This is a genomic window from Streptomyces iakyrus, from assembly GCF_000717055.1.
Taxonomy (GTDB): domain Bacteria; phylum Actinomycetota; class Actinomycetes; order Streptomycetales; family Streptomycetaceae; genus Streptomyces; species Streptomyces iakyrus.
This window is the reverse complement of record NZ_JNXI01000022.1, coordinates 72,702-92,591: the sequence shown is the minus strand read 5'-3', so window position 1 is coordinate 92,591 and position 19,890 is coordinate 72,702. Positions and strand designations below refer to the sequence as shown.

Genomic DNA, 19,890 nt, shown 5'->3' with positions numbered 1-19,890 from the left:
ACCCACACCGTTCGACCACAGCAACTTCACATCGGAAGCGAGATTTCACCACCGTGACTGCTCTCACTCTCAGCACCGCCGCGGCGCCCGGCCTGCGGGCCGACGCGATCGTGATCGGTGTCGCCAAGGGTGCCAAGGGGCCGGTCGTCGCACCGGGCGCCGAGGCCGTGGACAAGGCGTACGACGGCAGGCTGGCCGGCGTTCTGGAGACGCTCGGCGCCTCCGGCGGCGAGGGCGAGGTGACGAAGCTGCCGGCGCCGTCCGGCTTCAAGGCACCGCTCGTCCTGGCGGTCGGTCTGGGCCCGGTCCCGGACAAGGACGCCGAGTACGGCACCGAGGCCCTGCGCAGGGCCGCCGGTGTCGCCGCCCGCGCCCTGGCCGGCTCCAAGAAGGCCGCCTTCGCACTGCCGCTGGGTGACGCCGCCGACGCCGGCGCGATCGGAGAGGGCGCGCTGCTCGGCGCGTACTCCTTCGACGCCTACAAGGACAACGGCAAGGACCCCAAGGCGAAGAACGGCAAGGCTCCCCTCGCCGAGGTCGCCCTGCTCGGCGGCAAGCCCCGCGACAAGGCGTACAAGGCCGCGCTCGAACGTGCCGTCGCCGTGTCCGAGGAGCTCAACCGCGCCCGCGACCTGGTCAACACCCCGCCGAACGACCTGAACCCCGAGTCGTTCGCCGCGATCGCCCAGGCCGCGGCCAAGGAGCACGGCATCAAGGTGCAGGTGCTCGACGAGAAGGCCCTGGTCAAGGGCGGCTACGGCGGCATCCTCGGCGTCGGGGCCGGTTCGGCGGCGGGACCGCGCCTGGTGAAGCTGTCCTACACCTCCTCGAAGGCGAAGAAGCACCTCGCCCTCGTCGGCAAGGGCATCACTTACGACTCGGGCGGCATCTCGCTGAAGCCGGCCGGTCACAACGAGACGATGAAGTGCGACATGAGCGGCGCGGCCTCGGTGTTCGCCGCGGTCGTCGCCGCCGCGCGTCTCGGCCTGGAGGTCAACGTCACCGGCTGGCTCGCCCTGGCCGAGAACATGCCCTCCGGCTCCGCCACCCGTCCGGGTGACGTGCTGCGGATGTACAGCGGCAAGACGGTGGAGGTGCTCAACACCGACGCCGAGGGCCGGCTGGTGCTCGCGGACGCCCTGTGGGCGGCGTCGCAGGAGAAGCCGGACGCGATCGTGGACGTGGCGACGCTGACCGGGGCGATGGTGCTGGCGCTCGGCAACCGCACGTTCGGGATCATGGGCAACGACGACGCGTTCCGCGCCGCGCTGTGCGAGGCCGCCGAGGAGGTCGGGGAGCCGGCGTGGCCGATGCCGCTGCCGGAGCACCTGCGCAAGGGCATGGACTCACCCACGGCCGACATCGCGAACATGGGTGAGCGGATGGGCGGCGGCCTGGTCGCCGGTCTCTTCCTGCGCGAGTTCGTGGGCGAGGGCATCACCTGGGCGCACCTGGACATCGCCGGGCCGGCCTTCAACGAGGGCGGGCCGTTCGGGTACACGCCGAAGGGCGGCACGGGCACGGCTGTGCGGACGCTGGTGCGGCTGGCCGAGCTGACGGCCGCGGGTGACCTCGGCTGAGTTCGCCTCTCGGCTCGGTCTCGCCCGTTGTGTGGCGGGTGCGGGGGCGTGGGGGCTGTTCGCGCAGTTCCCCGCGCCCCCTCCCCTTCCGGGGGCGTGGCTCATCTGAACGTGGGGCGTCTCACACAGCAGCCCGGCGTCTCTTTGTGTGTCGACAAGTGCGAAGATGGGGCTCGGCAGGACAGGGCCCCACCGAAGGGCCGAAGAACGAGCGGCCGGACACCAGCCGCCTGCCGGTCACCGAAGACCGGCTCACGGCGCACATGCATGGAGGACGTGACGTGGCGAACGACGCCAGCACCGTTTTCGACCTAGTGATCCTCGGCGGTGGCAGCGGTGGTTACGCCGCGGCCCTGCGCGGGGCGCAGCTGGGCCTGGACGTCGCCCTGATCGAGAAGGACAAGGTCGGCGGCACCTGCCTGCACCGGGGATGCATCCCCACCAAGGCCCTGCTGCACGCGGGCGAGATCGCCGACCAGGCCCGCGAGAGCGAGCAGTTCGGTGTGAAGGCCTCCTTCGAGGGCATCGACATCGCCGGGGTCCACAAGTACAAGGACGGCGTGATCGCGGGCCTGTACAAGGGCCTGCAGGGGCTCGTGGCCTCCCGGAAGGTGACGTACATCGAGGGTGAGGGCCGGCTGTCCTCCCCCACGTCCGTCGACGTGAACGGCCGCCGCGTCGAGGGCCGCCACATCCTGCTCGCGACCGGCTCCGTGCCGAAGTCGCTGCCCGGCCTGGACATCGACGGCAACCGGATCATCTCCTCCGACCACGCCCTCGTCCTGGACCGCGTGCCGAAGTCCGCGATCATCCTGGGCGGCGGTGTCATCGGCGTCGAGTTCGCCTCGGCCTGGAAGTCCTTCGGCACCGAGGTCACGATCGTCGAGGGCCTGAAGCACCTCGTCCCGGTCGAGGACGAGAACTCCTCCAAGCTCCTGGAGCGCGCGTTCCGCAAGCGCGGCATCAAGTTCAACCTGGGCACCTTCTTCCAGAAGGCCGAGTACACCCAGGACGGCGTCAAGGTCACCCTCGCCGACGGCAAGGAGTTCGAGGCCGAGGTCCTGCTGGTCGCCATCGGCCGCGGCCCGGTCTCCCAGGGCCTGGGCTACGAGGAGCAGGGCGTCGCGATGGACCGCGGCTACGTCCTGGTCGACGAGTACATGCGCACGAACGTGCCGACCATCTCCGCCGTCGGTGACCTCGTCCCGACCCTCCAGCTCGCGCACGTCGGCTTCGCCGAGGGCATCCTGGTGGCGGAGCGCCTGGCCGGTCTGAAGACCGTTCCGATCGACTACGACGGTGTCCCGCGGGTGACGTACTGCCACCCGGAGGTCGCCTCCGTCGGTATCACCGAGGCCAAGGCCAAGGAGATCTACGGCGCGGACAAGGTCGTCGCTCTCAAGTACAACCTCGCGGGCAACGGCAGGAGCAAGATCCTGAACACCGCGGGCGAGATCAAGCTCGTCCAGGTCAAGGACGGTGCCGTCGTCGGCGTCCACATGGTCGGCGACCGCATGGGCGAGCAGGTCGGCGAAGCCCAGCTGATCTACAACTGGGAGGCGCTGCCCGCCGAGGTCGCGCAGCTCATCCACGCCCACCCGACCCAGAGCGAGGCGCTCGGCGAGGCCCACCTGGCCCTGGCCGGCAAGCCCCTCCACGCGCACGACTGACCCCTCGGTCGACACACGCGACGACACAGACTTCCGCACTTTCCGTAAGGAGCAACCGAAACCATGGCGGTTTCCGTAACCCTTCCGGCGCTCGGCGAGAGCGTCACCGAGGGCACTGTCACCCGCTGGCTGAAGGCCGAGGGCGAGCGCGTCGAGGCCGACGAGCCGCTGCTCGAGGTGTCGACCGACAAGGTCGACACCGAGATTCCTTCGCCCGCAGCCGGTGTCCTGGCCTCCATCAAGGTCGCCGAGGACGAGACGGTCGAGGTCGGCGCCGAGCTGGCCCTGATCGACGACGGCAGCGGCGCGCCCGCCGCCGCCCCGGCCCCCGCCGCGGAGCAGGTCGCCGAGCCGGCCCCCGAGCCGGCTCCGGCCGCCCCGTCCACCGAGCAGGCCGCCCCGGCGCCCGCTCCCACCGCCGACGCCGCCACCGGCGGCGGCTCCGCCGAGGGCACGGACGTCGTCCTGCCCGCGCTCGGCGAGTCCGTCACCGAGGGCACCGTCACCCGCTGGCTGAAGTCGGTCGGTGACACCGTCGAGGCCGACGAGCCGCTGCTGGAGGTGTCGACGGACAAGGTCGACACCGAGATCCCCGCCCCCACCTCCGGCACGCTGCTGGAGATCGTGGTCGGCGAGGACGAGACCGCCGAGGTCGGCGCCAAGCTCGCCGTCATCGGCGAGGCGGGTGCGGCTCCGGCCGCCGCCCCGGCTCAGGAGGCCCCGGCGCAGGAGGCCCCGGCCGCCCCGGCCCAGCCCGAGCCCACGGCTCCGGCCCCGGCGCAGCCCGCCCCGGCCCCGCAGGCCCCGTCGGCCCCGGCCCCGCAGCAGCAGGTCACCCCGGCTCCCGAGCCGGCCCCGGCCGCTCCTGCTCCCGCCCCGGCTCCGGCCCAGGCCCCGGCCGCTCCGGCCGCCGCCAAGCCGGCCGACGACGGCGCCTACGTCACCCCGCTGGTGCGCAAGCTCGCCGCCGAGCAGGGCGTCGACCTGGCGACCGTCAAGGGCACCGGCGTCGGCGGCCGTATCCGCAAGCAGGACGTCGTCGCCGCCGCCGAGGCCGCGAAGGCCGCCACCGCCGCCCCGGCTCCGGCCGCGGCCGCTCCGGCTGCCTCGAAGAAGGCCCCGGTGCTGGAGGCGTCCCCGCTGCGCGGCCAGACCGTCAAGATGCCGCGGATCCGCAAGGTCATCGGCGACAACATGGTCAAGGCCCTGCACGAGCAGGCCCAGCTGTCCTCGGTCGTCGAGGTCGACGTCACGCGTCTCATGAAGCTGCGTGCCCGTGCCAAGGACGCGTTCGCGTCGCGTGAGGGCGTCAAGCTCTCCCCGATGCCGTTCTTCGTCAAGGCCGCGGCCCAGGCGCTGAAGGCGCACGCGCCGATCAACGCCAAGATCAACGAGGCCGAGGGGACCATCACCTACTTCGACACCGAGAACATCGGTATCGCGGTGGACTCCGAGAAGGGCCTGATGACCCCGGTCATCAAGAACGCCGGTGACCTCAACCTCGCCGGTATCGCCAAGGCCACGGCCGACCTGGCGGGCAAGGTCCGCGCCAACAAGATCACCCCGGACGAGCTGTCCGGCGCGACCTTCACCATTTCCAACACCGGGTCGCGCGGCGCGCTCTTCGACACGATCATCGTGCCGCCGGGCCAGGTCGCGATCCTCGGGATCGGCGCGACGGTCAAGCGCCCCGCCGTCATCGAGACGGAGGAGGGTACGGTCATCGGCGTCCGCGACATGACGTACCTGACCCTGTCCTACGACCACCGTCTGGTGGACGGCGCCGACGCCGCCCGTTACCTGACGGCGGTCAAGGCCATCCTGGAGGCAGGCGAGTTCGAGGTCGAGCTCGGCCTGTAGGCAACACCAGGGTTTTGAGCCCGCGGCCGTGGCCCCGTCCGGAACTTCTCCGGACGGGGCCACGGCTTTTTGGGGCGCTTGAGAGCTCGGTCGGATCTGTCGTCGGGCGGGTGCGGGTGGCCGTGTGCTGATCGCGCAGTTCCCCGCGCCCCCGAGGTGGGCCTGCTGCACGTACCTCAGGGGCGCGGGGAACTGCGCGAAGAGCCCCTCACAACCCGCACCCGCCCGACAACCCCACGCACCGAGCTCTTTGGGCACCTCAGACCCCACCCCGTGTAAGCCTGATCTCACCTGCGCAAAAGCACCCCCGTCGGCTCACCCGGCGACGCGTCCTGGCCGTATTGTCTAAACGTCAATCCCGACTGAGGAGCCCTCATGACCGCGCCCGTCATCCACTCGCTCCGCGAGCAGATCCGCGAGCACATCCTGGAGGGGATCATCAGCGGACGCTGGCAGCCGGGCGAGCGGATCGTCGAGCGCCGGATCGCCACCGAGCTGGAGGTCAGCCAGACCCCGGTCCGTGAGGCCCTGCGCGAGCTGGAGTCGCTGCGCCTGATCGAGTCCGCTCCGAACAAGGGCGTGCGCGTGCGGAATCTGACGGCCGCCGACCTGGAGGAGAGCTACCCGGTCCGGGCCGGTCTGGAGGCCATCGCCGCCGAGCTGGCCGCGCAGGGCCTCGCGGAGGACTGCTCGGCTCTGGAGCCCCACGTCAGCGCTCTGTACGAGGCCGACCGCGTCTCCGACGGCACGGCCCAGGTCCGCCACACCGTCGCCTTCCACCGCGAACTCGTGCGCGCCGCGGGCAATTCCGTCCTGCTGCACACCTGGGAAGGCCTCGGCATCGAGGTGTTCACGGCCCTGTCGATCCGCTGGCTGGGCACCCAGCAGCAGTCGTACGCGGAGGAGCACGAGGAGCTCGTCGCCGCGTTCAAGCGCCGCGACCCGCGCATCGCCGAGCTCGTGAAGGCCCATGTGCTGGGCTGCGCGCCCCGGGCGTGACACCCGAGCGCACCCTCGCTCATACGCCTCCGACCTGCGAAAACCGCTCACCAACCCGTCACCGCGTGCCACCGCCCAAGGCACCCCGTGCCTACTTTCTCGTGATCAAGAGGTTTTGCCCCTCAACCCTTTGATCGATCATCGATCAGCGGGTTACAGTCGCCGACGGGCTTCCACCAGAGCCTCACGCCCTGTCCTGCCAAAGACAAAGGGCACCCCCGATCCCCTTACGTGAGGGAACCCCCTTCGACTGAGGAAGGCGGCGACATGACCGACCCCAACGCCATCCAGCCGAGCGAGCTCGACCAGCTCCCCGACCGGGACCCGGAGGAGACCGCCGAATGGCAGGCCTCCCTGGACGCGGTCACCAAGGCTGCCGGGCCGCACCGTGCCGCATACCTGATGCGCCGCACGCTGGAGCGCGCCGAGGGCGCCGGCATCGCGCTGCCGAAGCTCCTCGAAACCGACTACGTCAACTCCATCCCGACCTCCGCCGAGCCGGCCGTGCCCGGTGACGAGGCGTTGGAGCAGCGGATCACCGCGTGGAACCGCTGGAACGCGGCCGCGATGGTGACCCGGGGCAGCAAGTACGGCGTGGGCGGCCACATCGCCACCTTCGCCTCCGCCGCCTGGCTGTACGAGACGGGCTTCAACCACTTCTTCAAGGGCAAAGAGCAGGACGGCTCCGGCGACCAGCTCTACATCCAGGGCCACGCCTCCCCCGGCATCTACGCCCGCGCGTTCCTCGACGGCCGGCTGAACGAGGAGCAGCTCGACAACTTCCGCCGGGAGGCGGGCGGCAACGGCCTGCCCTCCTACCCGCACCCGCGCCGGCTGCCCTGGCTGTGGGAGTTCCCGACGGTCTCCATGGGCCTCGGCCCGCTGTCGGCGATCTACCAGGCCCGCTTCAACCGCTACCTGGCCAACCGCGGCATCAAGGACACCTCCGCCTCGCACGTGTGGGCGTTCCTCGGCGACGGCGAGATGGACGAGCCCGAGTCGACGGCGGCCCTCGCGCTGGCGGCCCGTGAGGAGCTCGACAACCTCACGTTCGTCATCAACTGCAACCTCCAGCGCCTCGACGGCCCGGTCCGCGCCAACTTCAAGATCGTGCAGGAGCTGGAGGCCCAGTTCCGCGGTGCCGGCTGGAACGTCGTCAAGACGCTCTGGGGCACGGCCTGGGACGAGCTGTTCCGGCTCGACACCACGGGCGCGCTCGTACGCCGCCTGCGCCAGGTGCCCGACGCGCAGATCCAGACGTACCAGACCCGCGACGCGGCCTACATCCGCCAGGACTTCTTCGGCGGCGACCCGGCGCTCGTGGAGATGGCGAAGCTGCTGAGCGACGACAAGATCCTGGAGTGCTTCCACCTCTCGCGCGGTGGTCACGAGGCCCGCAAGGTCTTCGCCGCGTACCAGGCGGCCGTCGAGCACAAGGGCGCGCCGACCGTGATCCTGGCCCAGACGGTCAAGGGCCACACCCTCGGCGAGGGCTTCGCGTCGAAGAACGCCAACCACCAGATGAAGAAGCTCTCGGTGGACGAGTTCAAGAACATGCGCGACCTGCTGGAGCTGCCCATCAAGGACAGCGACTTCGTCGACGGCGTGGTTCCCTACGGCCACCCCGGCGCCGACTCCCCCGAGGTCCGCTACCTCCAGGAGCGGCGTGCCGCCCTCGGCGGTCCGGCCCCGGCCCGCCGCGTCCACCCGGTCGCGCCGCTGCCCGCCCCGGCGGACAAGGCGTTCGCGTCCTTCGACAAGGGCTCCGGCTCGCAGAACGTGGCCACCACCATGGCGTTCGTCCGCCTGGTGAAGGACCTGGTCCGCGACAAGGAGACGGGCAAGCGCTGGGTGCCGATCGTCCCGGACGAGGCGCGCACCTTCGGCATGGAGTCGCTGTTCCCGTCGCTCGGCATCTACTCGCCCAAGGGCCAGACGTACGAGCCGGTCGACCGCGACCAGCTGATGTACTACAAGGAGGCCCAGAACGGCCAGATCCTCAACGAGGGGATCACCGAGGCCGGTTCGATGGCCGACTTCATCGCCGCTTCGACGTCGTACGCGACGCACGGCGAGGCGATGATCCCGTTCTACATCTTCTACTCGATGTTCGGCTGGCAGCGCACGGCCGACCAGATGTGGCAGCTCGGCGACCAGCTCGGCCGCGGCTTCCTCGTCGGCGCCACGGCCGGCCGCACGACGCTGACGGGCGAGGGCCTGCAGCACGCCGACGGCCACTCCCCCGTGATCGCGGCGACGAACCCGGCGGCACTGTCGTACGACCCGGCGTTCGCCTACGAGGTCGCGACGATCGTCAAGGAAGGTCTGCGCCGGATGTACGGCGAGGCCGCCCCGGGTGAGGACCAGAACGTCTTCTACTACCTGACGGTCTACAACGAGCCGCTGCCGCAGCCCGCGAAGCCGTCCGTCGACGGCATCGACGAGGGCATCGTCAAGGGCCTCTACCGCTTCAACACGGCGGAGTCGGCGGGTATCACGCCCCCGGCGAACGCCCCGCGCATCCAGCTGCTCGGCTCCGGCACGGCCATCCACTGGGCGCTCAAGGCGCAGCGGCTGCTCGCCGAGGAGTGGGGCGTGGCGGCCGACGTGTGGTCGGCGACGTCCTGGAGCGAGCTGCGCCGGGACGCCCTGGAGGCGGACGAGGCGCTGCTGCGCGGCGAGGAGCGGGTGCCGTTCGTCCGGCAGGCGCTCCAGGGTGCCGAGGGCCCGGTGCTGGCGGTCTCCGACTACATGCGCCAGGTCCCGGACCAGATCGCGCAGTGGGTCGAGCAGGACTGGTCCTCGCTGGGCGCCGACGGCTTCGGCCTGTCGGACACCCGTGAGGCGGCCCGCCGCCACTTCGGTGTCGACGCCGAGTCGATCGTCGTCGCGGCCCTGGCCCAGCTCGCCGGGCGCGGCGAGGTCAAGGCGGCGTCCGTGAAGGAAGCGCGCGAGAAGTACGGTCTGTAAGGACCCTGACCAGCAGGCCCCCGCTCCGGCGGGGGCCTGCTGCATGATGTGGCCATGCGTGCTGCCCGGCTGATCAAGATGGTGCTGCTCCTCCAGTCCCGCCCCTCCATGACCGCCGCCGAACTCGCCCGGGAGCTGGAAGTGTCGGAGCGGACGGTCACCCGGGACGCCCAGGCGCTGTCGGAGGCGGGCGTGCCGGTGTACGCGGACCGGGGGCGGGCCGGCGGGTACCGGCTGGTCGGCGGGTACCGGACGCGGCTGACCGGGCTGCACCGCGGTGAGGCCGAGGCGCTGTTCCTGTCCGGGGTGCCGGGGGCGCTGCGGGAGATGGGCCTGGAGGACGCGGCCTCGGCGGCCCGGCTGAAGGTGTCGGCGGCGCTGCTGCCGTCCCTCAGGGACGCTTCCAGGACGGCCGCCCAGCGGTTCCATCTGGACGCGCCGAACTGGTTCAAGGAGCCGAAGACGCCGGCCCTGCTGCCCGCCGTCGCCGACGCGGTGTGGGACGACCGGCGGATCGGCGCCCGCTACCGGCGCGGGGAGGACGAGGTCGTCCGGGAGCTGGAGCCGTACGGGCTCGTGCTGAAGGCGGGTGTCTGGTACCTGTGTGCGCGGGTGGCCGGGGGCGGGTCCTTCCGGGTGTACCGCATCGACCGGTTCACGGCGGTGGACGCGGACGGTGAGCGCTTCGAGCGGGAACCGGACTTCGACCTGCCCGCCTTCTGGGAGGAGCGGTCGGAGCAGTTCGCCCGGTCCATCCTGAAGACCCGGGTCGTGGTGCGGCTGTCCCCCGGCGGCGTGCGAGCACTGCCGTACGCCCTGGACGCGCTGACCGCCCGGGAGGCCCTGGCGGAGGCGGGCGCCCCGGATGAGGGCGGCTGGGTGACGGTGGACCTGCCGGTGGAGTCCGAGGAGGTCGCGCACACCCAGCTGGCGGCGCTGGGCCCGGAGGCGGAGGTGCTGGAGCCGGCGGGTCTGCGCGAGCGGTTCGCCGCCGACGCGGAGCGGCTGGCCCGGCTCTACCGGCCCGGGCGCGGCGCATAACGATCCCGCGCACTCCGGGTGCGCCGCTGTGCGCCAGGGCCGATGCTTGACCCGTGATGGACGAGACGGAGTTCTGGGAGCTGGTGGACGAGGCCCGGGAGGCCGCCGAAGGCGACCCGGAGGAGCAGGCCGACCTGCTGGTGGACCGGCTCGCCCAGCTGGACCCGGACTCGGTCCTGGACTTCGCCCGGCACTTCGAGTCCCGCTACAACCGCGCCTACCGCTGGGACCTGTGGGGCGCCGCCTGGGTGCTGCTCGACGGGGCGAGCGACGACGCCTTCGACTTCTTCCGGTGCTGGCTGATCGGCCAGGGGCGCGAGGTGTTCGAGGGCGCCGTGCACGACCCGGACGCGCTCGCCGGTCTGCTGGACGACTTCGACCAGGAGATCGACGGCGACGGCGAAGAGCTCGGCTACGCGGCGGACGAGGCCTACGAGCAGCTCACCGGGGTGGTCGCGCCCGATCTGGAGATCGCGCCGGCGCCCCCGGAGCCGGAGGGCACGCCGCTCGACTTCGAGAACGAGGCGCTGCTCGCCGAGCGCTACCCCCGGCTGTGGGAGCGTTTCAGGGGCTGATCAGGCGGTCCCAGATTTCAGGACGCTGCGCGTTCGCTGTGGCCTCGCTGTGGACCGTCCGGCCGGCCCTGGAGACGGGCCGCGAGCTGTCTGATCTCGGGCAGGCGGGCGTGCAGGGCGGCGCCCGGGCAGCTGGTCATGTAGCCGTCGTTGTGGCCGGCGAGGGCGGGCAGCCGGGCGGTGGAGCCGGCCGCGTACCGGCTCAGGCCGTTGCTGGAGACGAGGCGGACGTCCGCGCGCGGGTCGGTGCCGGTCAGGCCCAGCTTCCAGGCGGACAGCGCGGCGATCGCACGGAGCATGGGCCGGGGGACGGGCATGCCCTCGGTGAAGGTGCCGAGGGCGGCGATGCCCGAGGTGCGGTGGTTGAAGCCCTGGGTGTGGGCGCCGGTGACGGCGCGCTCCACGCCCCCGGCGCGGCCCTCGTAGATGGTGCCGCAGCGGTCGACGACGAAGTTGTAGCCGATGTCGTCCCAGTCGCGGGTGCCGGTCTGGCCGGTGTAGAGGTCCCGGATGATGCGGGGCGCGTCGGCGCAGTCGTAGCCGTTGGGCGAGTCGGTGTGGTGGACGAAGACGGCGAGGACCCGGTCGTCGTAGCGCGGGCGGGGCTGCGCGCGGGCGGCGTCGCCCAGCCACTGCGCCCTCGGCACGACGGGCGGACGCGGGGCGCTGAAGGGCGTGGCTTCGGAGCGGGGCGGGGCGGCGCGGGAGCCGGTCTCGGCGGCGTTCTCGACGCCGTGGGCGCACAGGACCAGCGCCACGACGGCGGCGACGCCCGGCAGGCAGCCGAGGAGGACCCGGGCCGTGCGCGGCAGACCGGCTGAGCCGGGTGTCCCGTCGGCGGAGTGCCTGCGTGTGCCCCGCCGTCTTCGGAAGACACGCATGGTCCCACTGTCGGCCCGATCCCGTCCGTCCGCGATGTGTGATGTGCCACCCGGTGGAACCATCGTCACGGTCCGCGACGTTTTTCCGGATGCACGCCCGCGTGGCCGGTTCCGATCATCGCGTGCGCGTGTGACTGATCACCGGGCCCTCCCCCCGCGTATTAAGGGGTTCCGAGAGAAAGGCGGCGTGCGTGGACCTGCTCGACATCCTGCTGTTGCTGGTCGTTCTGGCCTACGCGGCGTCCGGGTACCGGCGCGGGCTGGTGGCCGGCTGTGTGTCGCTGGCGGGCTTCGTGGGCGGTGCGGTCGTCGGCGTGTGGGTCCTGCCGTGGGTGATGGACCTGGTGGAGCCGGGGACGACGCGGGCGACGCTGGCGGCGGTGTTCACGGTGCTGCTCCCGGCGGTCGTGGGGCACGAGCTGGCGGGGCGCCTCGCGCTGCGGCTGCGGCGGGAGCTGGACCGGGGGCCGCTCAGAGTTGCGGACGGGATCGGCGGGGCGGTGGCCAACGCGGTGGCGGTGCTGATCGTGGCGTGGGTGGCCGCGAGCGTCCTGGGCGCGTCCTCGTCGCCGCTGGTCACCTCGGCCATCCGGGACTCACGCCTGCTCGGCGCCGTGCAGCGGACGATGCCGGACACGACACCGGCCTGGTTCTCGGGGGCCACGTCCGCCTTGACGCAGGCGGGCTTCCCGCAGGTCTTCAACCCCTTCGAGAACGAGTCGACGGCCGAGGTCGCCGAGCCCACCGGCGACAGTGTCACGGCCGCCGCGACCGACGCCGCCAAGCGGAGCACGGTGAAGGTCGAGGGCGTGGCGGGCACGCAGGGCCGTGAGGGCAGCGGGTTCGTCTACGCGCGCGAGCGCGTGATGACCAACGCCCACGTGGTGGCGGGCATCGACGAGCCGACCGTGCAGATCGGCGGGGTCGGGCGGACGTACGAGGCGCGGGTGGTGCTCTTCGACCCGCAGAAGGACGTGGCCGTGCTGTACGTGCCGGGTCTGAAGGCGCCCGTGCTGCGCTTCGACGACGACGCCGGGCGGGGCGACTCGGCGGTGGTCGCGGGCTATCCGGAGGACGGCGACCTGAACCTCCAGGCGGCCACGGTCGCGAACCGGGTGCGGGCGACGGGCCAGAACATCTACAACGACGGGACGGCCACCCGGGAGATCTACTCGATCCGCTCCACCGTCCGCCCGGGCAACTCCGGCGGCCCGCTGCTCACCACGGACGGCCGGGTGTTCGGCGTGGTCTTCGCCCGCTCCACCACGGACGCCGAGACGGGCTACGTCCTGACGGCGGACGAGGTCGCCTCCGACGCGCGCGAGGCCGCGGGCGCGACGGCCCCGGTGGACACGGGCGAGCCGGCCGCGTCGTAGCTCCGGCTCACAGGAAGCGCCCCATGAACACGTCGTCGACGTACGCCCCGTCCAGCAGGAACTCCTCGGGCAGGACGCCCTCGACCACGAACCCCTCGGCCTCGTAGAGCGCCCGGGCCGCGGTGTTGTGCCCGAGGACCCGCAGGGTGATGCGGCGGGCGCCGCGCCGGCGGGACGCGTCGACGGCGGCCCGGACCAGCGCCCGGCCGACCCCGCGGCCGCGCGCCTCCTCGGCGACAGCGAGGCCCTGGATCTGGTGGACGTGCCGGTTCGAGTCGAGCGGGGTGGGGAAACCGAGGTGGACATAGCCCGCGAGACGGCCGTCGAGTTCGGCGACGAGGCAGTTCTCGGGGGTGTGCCGCTCACTGAAGAAGGGAGCGTAGGGCGGCTGGGGCTCGGGCGTCACCGCGTGCAGGTGCGACCAGGCGAGCCGGTCGAGCAGGGCCAGCTCGCCGTCGTCGTCGGGCCGGGCGGTGCGGATGTGCGGTGCTGGGAGCTCGGGCATGGGCGTCACCCTACGGCGAGCGGATCAAGGCCTTGCAAGGGTTTTACGGAGCCGCGCGGCAGGATGGTTTCATGGAGCGTTCAAGAATCGCGGTGGCCGGTGCGTCCGGTCTCATCGGCGGTGCCCTGGCACGGTCCCTGGCCGCCGACGGGCACGAGGTGCGCCGTCTGGTGCGCGGCACGCCCCGGGCGGCCGGGGAGGTCCGCTGGGACCCCGAGGGCGGGCGGGTGGACGCGGCCGGGCTCGCCGGGTGCCACGCGGTGGTCAATCTGGCGGGGGCCGGCGTCGGCGACCGGCGCTGGACGGACGCCTACAAGCAGCGGATCCGCGACAGCCGCGTGAAGGGCACGGCGGCCCTCGCCGGGGCGGTGGCCTCGCTGGACGCGGAGGAGCGGCCGCGGGTCTTCGTCAACGGCAGCGCCATCGGCTACTACGGCGAAACCGGCGAGCACCCGGCCGACGAGAGCACACCCCCGGGAGAGGGTTTCCTGCCCGAGCTGTGCGTGGAGTGGGAGGGGGCCACGGCGCCGGCCCAGGAGGCCGGTGTGCGCACGGTGTTCACCCGGACCGGTCTGGTCGTGTCCCGCGAGGGCGGCGCCTGGGCCCGGCTGTTCCCGCTGTTCCGGGCGGGGGCGGGCGGGCGGATGGGCGACGGGAGCCAGTACTGGTCGTTCATCGCGCTGCACGACGAAGTCGCCGCGATCCGGCACCTGATCGACACCGACGGTCTGTCCGGGCCGTTCAACGTCACCGCCCCGAATCCGGTGACGAACCGTGAGATCACGGCGGCGATGGGGCGGGTGCTGCACCGCCCGACGCTGTTCCCGGTGCCCGCGGCCGTCCTGCGGACGGTGCTCGGCGAGATGGCCGGGGACGTCCTCGGCAGCGCCCGGGTGCTGCCGACGCGGCTGCTGGAGTCGGGCTTCCGGTTCGCCTTCCCGGAGATCGAGGGAGCGATCCGGGCGGCGTTGTGACGGCTCCCCGGGCCGCGGGTCCGGCCCCGGCGGCGTCCGGACGTGCGGGCCGACGGCGGCAGCGGCACGGACCGGCCGTGTGTCCGGGATCCGACCGGCCTTTCCGAGACAGCTCGTTCGCGCCGCACACCAGCCTCCTGCGACCACTTCATGCCCACGAGGCGTCCGTATGCGACCGCCGTGCGACCGTGCCCTGCCGATGCGCGACTCCCGCTGACCGATCACGGTCCTACCCTCGACCAGAACTCGCGTATTCCTGCGGCCTGTTGAGGGCATGACGTCTCCAGCGCCCGCGCAACCTCGAGGAGGGGCACGTGCTTGAGCCCGCGTACCAGGCGGACGTGGTCGTCGTGGGGGCCGGGGTCGCCGGACTCTCGGCCGCGCACCGGCTGACCAGCGCAGGAGTGACCACCATGGTCCTGGAGGCCGCCCACGGGGTCGGCGGCCGCATGGCGACGGAAAAGGTCGACGGCTTCCGGCTCGACCGGATCGGCCAGTTGCTGTCCACGGCGTATCCGGAACTACGGCTGACACCCGGTCTGGACGGGCTGGTGCTGCGGCCCTTCACGCCCGGCGTCCTGCTGCACGGCGACGGACGCCATCACCGCGCCGGCGTCCAGCCGGGCGCAGGGGGCGCACGGGGCGCATTGCACGCCGTACGAGCGCTGGCGAGTGCTCCCCGGCCGCCGTCCGCGCCGAGGCCGCCGAGGAGGCCGGTGGCCGTGCCCGGCCGGCAGGTCTCCGCCCCCCGGAGCCGCTCCGGCGCCCCGCTCGGTACGGCCGTCGACCAGGCCCGGCTGGGTGCCGCCCTCTCCCGCCTGGCGGGAACCCCGGCCGAACGGCTGCTGTCCCGCCCGGAGTTGCCCGCCGGTGAGGCCCTGGCGGCGCGTGGGCTGCCCGCCCGTACGATCGACGGTTTCCTGCGTCCGCTGCTCGCCGCGCTGCTGTGCGACCCGGGTCTGACGACGTCCAGCCGGTGCGCCGACCTCGCGCTGCGCGCCTTCGCCCGGGGCCGGCTGTGTCTGCCGGAGGGCGGTGCCGACGCCCTGCCGGACCTGCTGGCGCGCACGCTGCCGCCGGGCACGGTGCACACCGGCGTCCGCGTCACCTCCGTGGCGACGACCTCGGTGACCACCGCCGAGCACGGTGAGATCCGGTGCCGGGCGGTCCTGGTGGCGACGGGCGCGCGGGCCGCGGCCGAGCTGCTGCCCGGCTTGCGGGTGCCGGAGTTCCATCCGGTGACGGTGGTGCACCACACAACCGACGAGCCGCCGGCGACGGGGGCGTCGCTGCTGCTCGACGCGGATCTGGGCGGGCCGGTCGCGCACACGGCGGTGGTCAGTCTCGTCGATCCGACCCGGGCTCCGGCCGGACGGGCGCTGGTGTCGTCGACGGTCCTGGGACGGCCGCCGGGCGATGTCGACACGGCGGTGCGAATGCACCTGGCGCGGTTGTACGGGGTGTCGACGGCGCGGTGGGAGACGCTGGCCGTGCACACGACACCGGAGGCGGTGCCCGCGATGCGGCCGCCGCATGATCTGCGGCGGCCGGTGCGGTTGATCGCGGGGCTGTATGTGTGCGGGGATCACCGGGACACCAGTACGGTCCAGGGTGCTCTGCACTCGGGGCATCGGGCGTCGGCGGCGATTCTGACGGACTTGGGGGCGGGGCGGTCGATGCATGTTGCCGATCCGCTGCCGACTGTGCCTCGGGCTGCGTAGGTGATCTCTCGGGTGCGGGTGCGCTGTGGCTTGTCGCGCCCACGCGGCGGAGCCGCACATCGACACAGCCCCGCGCCCCTGAGGAACGTCACCCAAGGGCCGCTACCTTGTCGCGGTAAGTACGCACCGGCGCCGCGTCCTTGTAGGGCTCCAGGCGGCGCTCGAAGTCCCTCACGTACTCCACCGCCCGCACCGAGCGCATCTCCGCTGCCTGGCCGGCGGCCTCCGCGGCGAGCTGGCAGGCCTGGTCGAGTTCACCGAGGCCCAGGCGGGCGGTGGCGAGGACCACGCGGCAGAAGAGGCGGCTGCGGGCGAAGGAGGGGGCCCGCAGCTGGAGTGAGCGTTCCGCGTGCTGGGCGGCGGCGCGGAACTGCTGAAGGTCGCGGTGGCAGTGGCCGAACTCGTCGGCGAGCTGGGCCTCGTCGAAGAACTTCGCCCAGTGCGGGACGTCGTCCCCGGGCCGGGCCGTCTCCAGGGCGCGTTCGGCGCGGACCAGGGCGGCGGTGCAGGCCCGGACCTCGCCGAGCACCCCGTGCCCGCGCGCCTCCGAGGCGTGCAGCAGGGCCTGGACGACGGGCGGCCCGGAGGTGCCGACGCCCTGCTGAGCCACCCGGGCGAGCTGGACGGCCTCCCGCCCGTGCCCGAGGTAGACGGCCTGGCGGCTCATGGTGACCAGCACGTAGGACCCGTACGTCCGGTCCCCGGCCGCCTGGGCGAGCCGCAGCGCCTGCACGAAGTAGCGCTGGGCGAGTCCGTGCGCGGCGATGTCGTACGACGTCCAGCCCGCGAGCCGGGTCAGGTCCGCGGCGGCCGCGAACAGCCGGCGGCCGGTCTGCTCGCCGTACGTGCCGCGCAGCATGGGCTCGCACTCGTGCTCCAGGTAGCGCACGAGGGCCTGGCGGGCGTGACCGCCGCCGTAGGCGTCGTCGAGGGTGCGGAACAGCTCGCCGACCGAGCGCAGGGCGGCGATGTCGCCGGCGGTGACCTTCTGGCCGGGTCCGCGTTCGGCCTGGCCGCGCTGGCGGGGCAGGGGGGACACGCCCTGCTCGGGCGTGGCCGTGGGGCGCAGGGCCGGGCGGCCCTGGACCGGGATGCGGGCGGCGGCCGGCTCGCCCCGGGCCACCTTCTCGTCGGCCCGGCCGATCAGCCAGTCGCGGCTGGGCACGACGAGCCCCGCCGGGGTGAAGGCGATCTTGCGGAGCTCGGCGTGGCTGCCGGAGTCCTTGCGCCACAGCCCGCTGACGATGTCGACGGCCTCCTCGGGGGTGGCCGCGAACTCCAGCCCCGCGTAGACCGGGGCGCAGGCGTCCAGGCCGAGGTCCTGGGCGGTGAGGCGGCGGCCGAGGCGCCGGGTGAAGACCTCGGCGATGAGGGCGGGCGTGGTGCCCCTGGGCTGCTGACCGCGCAGCCACCGGGTGACGGAGGTCTTGTCGTATCTCAGATCAAGCCCGTGTTCGAGACCGAGCTGGTCCACGCGACGGGCGAGTCCCGCGTTGGAGAACCCCGCTTCTGCGATGAGCGCGGCGAGCTGTCGGTTGGGGGTGCGCTGCGCGGGTCGTTCCGTCATGGTGCGGTGCGGTCTCCTGCCTTCCGGTGTCGGTGACGTGCCGGATTGCCTGTGAGCAGGCCTTTTGGCTTGCTGAACGGCGCGAATGTAGCGGAGAGTAAGCACCCCATCACACATTTTCCCGGACATTCATCCGATCGTGTGAGGATTGACCCCGGGACTGACGTGTCCGGGCCGGACGTACAGTGGCTTGGGCGCGCTACGTGCCTGATACACCCGTCCGAGGGAGGCGCTTGCCGTGAGTGAGTTGCGGTTCGTCCGCATGGGGTTCGGTGACGAGGCCGTCGAGTACCAGGAGGCGTGGGACGAGCAGCGCCGGGTGCACGCGGCGCGCTTCGCCGACGAGATCCCCGACACCGTGCTGCTCCTGGAGCACCCCCCGGTCTACACGGCCGGACGGCGCACGGCGGACAACGAGCGGCCCCTCGACGGCACGCCCGTCATCGACGTCGACCGCGGCGGCAAGATCACCTGGCACGGTCCCGGCCAGCTGGTGGGCTACCCCATCCAGAAGCTCCCGCGCCCGGTGGACGTCGTGGCGCACGTGCGCCGCCTCGAAGAGGCCCTGATCCGTACCTGCGCGGACTTCGGCCTGGAGACCAGCCGGGTCGAGGGCCGCAGCGGCGTGTGGATCCTGGGCGACCCGGTCGAGCAGCGCCCCGCGCCGGGCGGCCTCGCGCTGGACTTCGACCCCCGGCTGCACGACGAGGAGTTCGACCCGCGGATGAACGGCCCGGAGTACGCGCCGTCCAACGCGGGCCAGCGCCGGGAGGACCGCAAGATCGCCGCGATCGGCATCCGCGTGGCCAAGGGCGTCACCATGCACGGCTTCGCGCTCAACGTGAACCCCGACAACAAGTGGTTCGACCGGATCATCCCGTGCGGCATCCGCGACGCGGGCGTCGCCTCGCTGGCCGGCGAGCTGGGCCGGGACGTGACGATCGAGGAGGTCCTGCCGGTCGTCGAGCGGCATCTGCGGGACGTCCTGGAGAACGCGGAGCTGAAGCCGCGGGAGGTCGAGAAGACGCCGGCGGCATAAATCGGCCCGTGGCGGAGCTGGAGGGGTAGCACCACACAGGCATTCAAATCAACGGGCGTACCCTTGAGGACGCCGAAGAATCAATCGCTAGGGAGCCGGTCGTGTCCGCAGTCGCACCCGACGGACGCAAGATGCTGCGCCTGGAGGTCCGCAACAGCCAGACCCCCATCGAGCGCAAGCCCGAGTGGATCAAGACCCGGGCGAAAATGGGTCCCGAGTACACCGCGATGCAGAAGCTCGTGAAGAGCGAGGGGCTGCACACGGTCTGCCAGGAAGCCGGCTGCCCGAACATCTACGAGTGCTGGGAGGACCGCGAGGCGACCTTCCTGATCGGCGGCGACCAGTGCACCCGGCGCTGTGACTTCTGCCAGATCGACACCGGCAAGCCCGAGGCGCTCGACCGTGACGAGCCCCGCCGGGTCGGTGAGTCCGTCGTCACGATGGACCTGAACTACGCCACGATCACCGGCGTCGCCCGCGACGACCTGGAGGACGGCGGCGCCTGGCTGTACGCCGAGACCGTGCGCCAGATCCACCAGCAGACCGAGGGGCGTGAGGCCGGACGTACGAAGGTCGAGCTGCTGGCCCCCGACTTCAACGCGGTCCCCGAGCAGCTGGCGGAGGTCTTCTCCTCCCGGCCCGAGGTCTTCGCGCACAACGTCGAGACGGTCCCGCGGATCTTCAAGCGCATCCGCCCCGGCTTCCGCTACGAGCGCTCCCTGAAGGTCATCACCGAGGCGCGCGACTACGGCCTGGTCACCAAGTCGAACCTCATCCTCGGCATGGGCGAGACCCGCGAGGAGGTCAGCGACGCGCTGAAGCAGCTGCACGACGCGGGCTGCGAGCTGGTCACCATCACGCAGTACCTGCGGCCCTCGGTGCGCCACCACCCCGTCGAGCGCTGGGTGAAGCCGCACGAGTTCGTAGAGCTGAAGGAGGAGGCCGAGCAGATCGGCTTCTCCGGCGTGATGTCCGGGCCGCTGGTGCGCTCCTCGTACCGCGCCGGACGGCTCTACCAGATGGCCATGGAGCAGCGTGATTCGGCCGCTCCGCGGCAGGGCGACGGGTACGTCGCGGCACAGGCCGTCTGACACACCGTCACCACCTCTGCCCACCACAGGGCGGGACAAGC

15 protein-coding genes are annotated in these 19,890 nt (G+C 72.3%); 12 read left to right on the top strand and 3 right to left on the bottom strand.

The genetic code is table 11. The annotated features are described in order from the left end of the window. Positions 1 to 53: 53 nt before the first annotated feature. The 7 genes from OO68_RS31540 to OO68_RS31510 all read left to right on the top strand — a co-directional run bounded on the left by OO68_RS31540 (position 54) and on the right by OO68_RS31510 (position 10,695). Complete coding sequence (locus OO68_RS31540; RefSeq protein WP_033312604.1) at positions 54 to 1,580, top strand: leucyl aminopeptidase; 1,527 nt, start codon at positions 54 to 56, stop codon at positions 1,578 to 1,580. 281 nt (positions 1,581 to 1,861) lie between these two features. Further along, positions 1,862 to 3,250 carry a dihydrolipoyl dehydrogenase gene (gene lpdA / locus OO68_RS31535; RefSeq protein ID WP_033312603.1) on the top strand — a complete coding sequence of 463 codons (1,389 nt, stop codon included), beginning with the start codon at positions 1,862 to 1,864 and terminating at the stop codon, positions 3,248 to 3,250. Between the two features lie 63 nt (positions 3,251 to 3,313). Continuing rightward, a complete protein-coding gene (sucB, locus tag OO68_RS31530; protein ID WP_033312602.1) occupies positions 3,314 to 5,110 on the top strand; it encodes a 2-oxoglutarate dehydrogenase, E2 component, dihydrolipoamide succinyltransferase in 1,797 nt (598 codons plus the stop codon). Positions 5,111 to 5,485: 375 nt separating this feature from the next. Then, positions 5,486 to 6,109 carry a GntR family transcriptional regulator gene (locus OO68_RS31525; RefSeq protein ID WP_033312601.1) on the top strand — a complete coding sequence of 208 codons (624 nt, stop codon included), beginning with the start codon at positions 5,486 to 5,488 and terminating at the stop codon, positions 6,107 to 6,109. A gap of 267 nt (positions 6,110 to 6,376) precedes the next feature. Beyond that, entirely contained in the window at positions 6,377 to 9,079 is a 2,703-nt protein-coding gene (gene aceE / locus OO68_RS31520; protein WP_033312600.1) for a pyruvate dehydrogenase (acetyl-transferring), homodimeric type, read from the top strand. 54 nt (positions 9,080 to 9,133) lie between these two features. Next, complete coding sequence (locus OO68_RS31515; protein WP_033312599.1) at positions 9,134 to 10,120, top strand: helix-turn-helix transcriptional regulator; 987 nt, start codon at positions 9,134 to 9,136, stop codon at positions 10,118 to 10,120. Between the two features lie 53 nt (positions 10,121 to 10,173). Continuing rightward, positions 10,174 to 10,695 (top strand): DUF4240 domain-containing protein, encoded by a 522-nt coding sequence (locus OO68_RS31510; protein ID WP_209442640.1) that lies wholly within the window; start codon positions 10,174 to 10,176, stop codon positions 10,693 to 10,695. Positions 10,696 to 10,712: 17 nt separating this feature from the next. Here OO68_RS31510 and OO68_RS31505 read toward each other — a convergent pair whose 3' ends face one another. Further along, a complete protein-coding gene (locus tag OO68_RS31505; protein WP_245237241.1) occupies positions 10,713 to 11,576 on the bottom strand; it encodes a peptidoglycan recognition protein family protein in 864 nt (287 codons plus the stop codon). A 191-nt stretch (positions 11,577 to 11,767) separates the two neighbouring features. Between OO68_RS31505 and OO68_RS31500 the strand changes: the two genes are divergently transcribed. Beyond that, the gene (locus tag OO68_RS31500; RefSeq protein ID WP_033312597.1) at positions 11,768 to 12,952 is read left to right on the top strand and encodes a MarP family serine protease; all 1,185 of its coding nucleotides are present in this window, start codon (positions 11,768 to 11,770) and stop codon (positions 12,950 to 12,952) included. Positions 12,953 to 12,959: 7 nt separating this feature from the next. On the opposite strand, the gene OO68_RS31495 is transcribed toward OO68_RS31500, so the two are convergent. Beyond that, positions 12,960 to 13,457, bottom strand: a complete 498-nt coding sequence (locus OO68_RS31495; protein WP_033312596.1) for a GNAT family N-acetyltransferase — start codon at positions 13,455 to 13,457, stop codon at positions 12,960 to 12,962. A gap of 71 nt (positions 13,458 to 13,528) precedes the next feature. Here OO68_RS31495 and OO68_RS31490 point away from each other — a divergent pair, with 71 nt between their 5' ends. After that, a complete protein-coding gene (locus OO68_RS31490) occupies positions 13,529 to 14,431 on the top strand; it encodes a TIGR01777 family oxidoreductase (RefSeq protein ID WP_078625571.1) in 903 nt (300 codons plus the stop codon). A 314-nt stretch (positions 14,432 to 14,745) separates the two neighbouring features. Next, a complete protein-coding gene (locus OO68_RS31485) occupies positions 14,746 to 16,152 on the top strand; it encodes an NAD(P)/FAD-dependent oxidoreductase (RefSeq protein ID WP_033312594.1) in 1,407 nt (468 codons plus the stop codon). Positions 16,153 to 16,240: 88 nt separating this feature from the next. On the opposite strand, the gene OO68_RS31480 is transcribed toward OO68_RS31485, so the two are convergent. Then, positions 16,241 to 17,719 carry an NsdA family TPR-like regulatory protein gene (locus OO68_RS31480; protein WP_033312593.1) on the bottom strand — a complete coding sequence of 493 codons (1,479 nt, stop codon included), beginning with the start codon at positions 17,717 to 17,719 and terminating at the stop codon, positions 16,241 to 16,243. A gap of 238 nt (positions 17,720 to 17,957) precedes the next feature. Here OO68_RS31480 and lipB point away from each other — a divergent pair, with 238 nt between their 5' ends. Both lipB and lipA read left to right on the top strand, forming a co-directional pair. After that, positions 17,958 to 18,758 carry a lipoyl(octanoyl) transferase LipB gene (lipB, locus tag OO68_RS31475; RefSeq protein WP_033312592.1) on the top strand — a complete coding sequence of 267 codons (801 nt, stop codon included), beginning with the start codon at positions 17,958 to 17,960 and terminating at the stop codon, positions 18,756 to 18,758. Positions 18,759 to 18,859: 101 nt separating this feature from the next. Then, positions 18,860 to 19,849 (top strand): lipoyl synthase, encoded by a 990-nt coding sequence (gene lipA, locus OO68_RS31470; RefSeq protein WP_033312591.1) that lies wholly within the window; start codon positions 18,860 to 18,862, stop codon positions 19,847 to 19,849. Positions 19,850 to 19,890 lie beyond the last annotated feature (41 nt).